General features: G+C 40.7%; 3 protein-coding genes. All 3 read right to left on the bottom strand.

Annotation, left to right across the window (positions count from 1 at the left end; translation table 11 throughout):
* Positions 1 to 2,218, bottom strand: a 2,218-nt coding sequence (locus ABWY16_RS07210) for a sensor histidine kinase (protein WP_353903970.1), incomplete at its 3' end; no start/stop codon positions are given.
* Positions 2,219 to 2,465: 247 nt separating this feature from the next.
* The gene (locus ABWY16_RS07205; protein ID WP_353903969.1) at positions 2,466 to 3,380 is read right to left on the bottom strand and encodes a hypothetical protein; all 915 of its coding nucleotides are present in this window, start codon (positions 3,378 to 3,380) and stop codon (positions 2,466 to 2,468) included.
* Positions 3,381 to 3,382: 2 nt separating this feature from the next.
* Positions 3,383 to 4,801, bottom strand: a complete 1,419-nt coding sequence (locus ABWY16_RS07200; RefSeq protein ID WP_353903968.1) for an MBOAT family O-acyltransferase — start codon at positions 4,799 to 4,801, stop codon at positions 3,383 to 3,385.
* Positions 4,802 to 4,861: the final 60 nt, after the last annotated feature.

The following is a 4,861-nucleotide window of genomic DNA, read 5'->3' as shown; positions in this document are numbered from 1 at the left end:
TTGAAACGGTACCACTCAGTTGTGCAGTAAGTCCCAGCAGAAGTGTTATCCCGAGCGAATTTGTATTTTCCGGATCGAAATCAGCTGGCAATCCTATTCCATCGTCACTGATTAGCATCTCTATGAAATTTCCGTTTCGTTTGATAAAAACCTTAATAGTTCCCATCTGATTATCCGGAAATGCATATTTGAGTGCGTTGGTGACGGTTTCATTTAAAATGATACCTAAGGGGATTGCCTGCGAAACGTCGAGCGAGATCGGGTCGATGTCGCATCTGATCGAGATCCTGTTAACATTATGGTTTAAGGAACGGTCCAGCGATCGGATCAATTCTTCGATGTAGGATGGAAGGTCGATCGCTGTGTTACTCTCAGTTTTAAACAACTGTTCATGAATTAGCGCAATGGATTGTACCCGGTTCTGGCTTTCCAAAATGGCCTGCTGCGCGGTTTCATTCGACATAATCATGCATTGGGACTGCAAAAGGTTCATCACAATCTGGAGGTTATTTTTGACCCTGTGGTTTACTTCTTTAAAGAGGAGGTCCTTTTCTACCAACAGCTTATCTTTATCCTGCAGCAACTGGTTTTTGTCAGTCACCAGTTGATTTAGAGAAGAATTTTTCAGGTCGATCTCCAAGTTCTTCTGAGTGAGCAATGCATTGCTGTGTTGCTTAAGGCGATAACGGCTGTAAATCAAGCCAGTGATGATCAGCAGCATTATACAGCCTCCAACGGTCACGTTCTGCAGCAACTCGGTCCGCTTGATTTTGTTCTCGTTGATCAGTGACACCCGGGTAAGCGAATCGATATGCTTGCTTTTTACCTGTGTTTCATTTTCCATATTCTGCAGGAACAGCTGATAAGCTTTAGCAATATTATCAATGGAGTCCTTGATCTCCTGTCCTTTGATGTAGTGCCCGATTGCTGACCTCAGGTTTCCTTTTGAGGCAACCAGCTTGTAGTAACGGTTTTCAGCTGTTCTGATACCTGAAATATAATTTAGTTTATAGGCCATTGCGGCATATAAATCAGAATAATGATAAGCCAGTTTTGTCTGATTCGTTTCCGAGTAGTAGCTGGCAAGCGCATTATACGCGTTCATAATCTCTGTTACATTGTGAGGCGGAATTCCCTCGACCATGTCCCTGACCTCCATAGCATATTTTGAAGCTGCCCCAAAATCCTTTGCATGGCTCAGATTATTTAGATAATCCACTCTGACCGAAAGTTTTTCTACATCAGTGTAAGCGTTGCTTTTCATCTCGTCAAGTATAATCAACGCTTTGGAGAGCTTTCCAGTGTGTGCATATTCAGATGCCAGTGCTGAAGATACTTTATTGATATAGCCACGGTTACTGTAACGTTTTGCAAGTAACAGAGCCTCCGTAGAATATGGAATGGCTTTACTGTATTCCTGCATTTTAATATAGGTTGAAGCAATGGAATGATTGATACCGCAAAGTTGCAAGGTAGTGTCTTTAACTTCTTTAGCGGTTTTGCGCGCTAACAGCGTGTATTTCAAAGCGCTGGAGTAATCATTCAGCTTTAAGGAGGTCATCCCGATCTGCCAGTAAATACCCTCAACCGTTCTCCGGCTTACACTTCTTCCTAAATTTAATGCTTCGAACAGCAGCTTAAGTCCTTCATTGGTTCTTTCTGCCTGAATAAGCAAGTCTGCATTTGCTGTAAGTAAAAAGGAGAGCCAGAGGTAATTTCGATTCTTCCGGAATATATCTATAGCCTTGCTGATGTAAAATATTCTGTTCCGCAGGGCCACGGGGTCGGTAGTCTGATAGTATTGAGCTATTACATGATATGATCTTGCCTCGCCATCAGTATTATTGTGCTGCTGAGAAAATGTAAGGGCATTTTGAGCAATCTTTAAACCCGTTTCTCGGTCATTTCGATGGGTGTAACTTTCTGAACTCAGCAGCATGGAATTGATTATTCCGAAATGATAGTTGAGCTGACGGCTGAGTACTGACGCCTGGGTGGCAAAATACATTGCCGTATCAATATCCTTTTCTCCTTTTGTAGGCTTCAGTAGCATTAAATGCCCCAGGGCGAGTTGTAGTTTTACCTTTGTGGTGTCATTTGCACTTGTCGCTAATTTTCTCCTTAGCACGGGCAATGGCAGTTCGTCCAGGGAACTGGTTTGCCCCAGTGCTGGTATTGCAAAGTATAGCAGGAATATGCATAATAATGTGTTTCTCATTTTAGTTGAATAAGACCCAGATGCATCCGAAGCTTTTCTTGCCCGAATCTGATATGTAGCAGCTAAGACGGAATCATAAATGTTCAAGCGATGGCTAATTTGGTGGACTGCAAATTCCGAATAAAATAGATATTACAATGATAATAAAGATAATAAGTGTTATCAAAGAAGCTATAATTTATCTTTATTTTTCCACATATCGGTGGTGTGGATTTCATTAAACTTTGGGGGAGAAATCCATTGGGTCTTAAATTTCTTTGGGAAACACCCGTTGTATGACAATATTCGTGAAAGCTCTTGCACCAACTTCGTTTAAATGACCAATATCATAAAAGAGGGGAGCGGGATCCGGACTGAATAACCCGGAATAATTGTATACACTTAGACGGTATTTATTTAGAATGCGGTTTGCAGTTTTTACTGCATTATTCTTATGAATTTTCATTCCGGGCGAGACCAGCACACATAACTTTATATGTTTTGATTGTGTTAGCTGTACAATGTTTTCAAAAGCTTTTAATTGTGCTTTTGATTCTTTGTAATTCTTTTTATCAACGAAGATAACTTTACTGGATTTTGGCAGTGTACCAAATAGTGGCTCATAGCCATTGAACTGCTTTTGTCCTATTTCCAGATTGTGCTGGAGGATGGAAAGCGGTAGGGAGTTTAGCCTGTAAAGGGTAGAAATGTTTGCCAGTGCAAATTCTGTTTTGCTTAACCTGTATATCAAATCGCTGACAGCTTTGTTTTTTTTTATGTACGGCATGAAGACAGTCGTTAACAATTCTTCTTCCTGAGGGGTGTCCTCGAAATCGCTCAGGTTCAGATCCAGGATCACAATTTTTGGATTGTGGTAACTTAAAACAGCAACCAATAACTCTTCGTAATAAAGCATTTTCATCCCGTCACGACCAAGGTTATAACAGGAAAGCCCGCTTTTCCCGCTGATAAGCGCGGGAATGTAATGGTGACTTGCCCTGGAACTTCCAAAGATCAGGATGTCTTCACGGGCATGTAAAACGCCATGGGTTGTAATAGCAGAATCACCTTGTTTCTCGGTAAAAAAATAATGCTCAATCAATGCCCCGAGTGCCTTATCAGTGACAATCAACACCAGTAAAATGATGAACCCGTTCAAAAAAAGTTTATAATATGCTTTCATAGTTAAAATTGAAAATAGATAAACTGTCCGCCGTTAAATACGCCAAATAGAATGATAATCAGGATTATACAGATATATCCTGTAAATCTTATCAGTTTTACCGGGCTGTAAAATACCTGAATCAGGTCTGACTTATATTCAGTAATGTACTCCACGACCAAAAGGAACAAGATCCAAATGACTGAATAGGCAAAACCTTCTGGTGTACCGATATAGAGTCCTCCGGATTTCAAAGTGAAAATGCTTTTACAGATTGCAAATGCCTGGTTCAGGTCAGTGGCCCTGAAAAAGATCCAGGCAAAAGTTACCAGTGAAAATGTTAGCAGCACATGGAAAGCGTTTGTTAAGGGTTGGTATCCGAGTATATTCCGTTGATTTAAATGCTTGAACTGAACACTGCATATTTGGTAGGTGCCGTGTAAAGCGCCCCAGATGATGAAGGTCCAGTTTGCACCATGCCAGAGGCCACTGATCATAAATACTATAAAAAGATTCATGTACCACCTGGCTTTGGAACCTCTGTTACCACCGAGCGGAAAATAAAGATAATCCCTGAACCACGTTGAGAGCGAAATATGCCAGCGAGACCAGAATTCCTTGATGCTCGCAGCCAGATAGGGGCGCCTGAAATTAGTCATCAGGTCGTAGCCCATCACTTTTGCACAGCCTATAGCGATATAAGAATATCCGGAGAAATCACAATAGATCTGAAATGCAAAAAATACATTGGCAACAATCAGCGTTATTCCACTATGCTGATCTGAGTTAGCGTATACTGCATTTACGTAGATGGACAATCTGTCTGCAATGACAACCTTTTGAAATAATCCCCAAACCATAAGCTTCAATCCATCCACAACATTATTGTAATCAAAATGCTGTTTCTCATGAAACTGATGGAGGATATTTTGCGGCCGTTCAATCGGACCAGCAACCAGTTGCGGATAAAACATCACATACAGCGAATAGATTCCGAAATGCCGTTCGGCTTTCTGATGGCCCCTGTAAACTTCAATGGTATAACTCATCGCCTGAAACGTATGAAATGACAGGCCAATAGGTAAAAGCATGTTTAAATAGGGCACAGGATTCTGATAGCCGATGTTGCCCAGTAAAAAAGAAAGATTATCATTAAGGAAGTTATAATATTTAAAGACCGCGAGAACGCCAATGTTGGCCAGCAGACTTAGGATCAGGAAGAATTTACGCTTTCTTCCTTTGGAGTTCTCTATGTATATTCCGGCAATGTAATCAATGATAATAGTGAAGACCAGGATCAGGATATAAACCGGCACAAAGGTCATATAGAAATAACAACTTGCTGCAAGCAGCAACTTCCATCTTTGCTTATTGGGCAGAAGAAAAAACGCAGGCGTAACCAGTATAAAAAACAAGAGGAAATGAAGCGAATTAAAAAGCATATCTCTTAATTTTAAGCTGTTTTACATATATTATTTATTTTGTTAAATGATAGCTGTTGG

This window comes from Pedobacter sp., assembly GCF_040513095.1.
In the GTDB taxonomy this organism is placed as follows: Bacteria; Bacteroidota; Bacteroidia; order Sphingobacteriales; family Sphingobacteriaceae; genus Pedobacter.
This window is presented reverse-complemented; position numbering and strand designations above follow the sequence as displayed.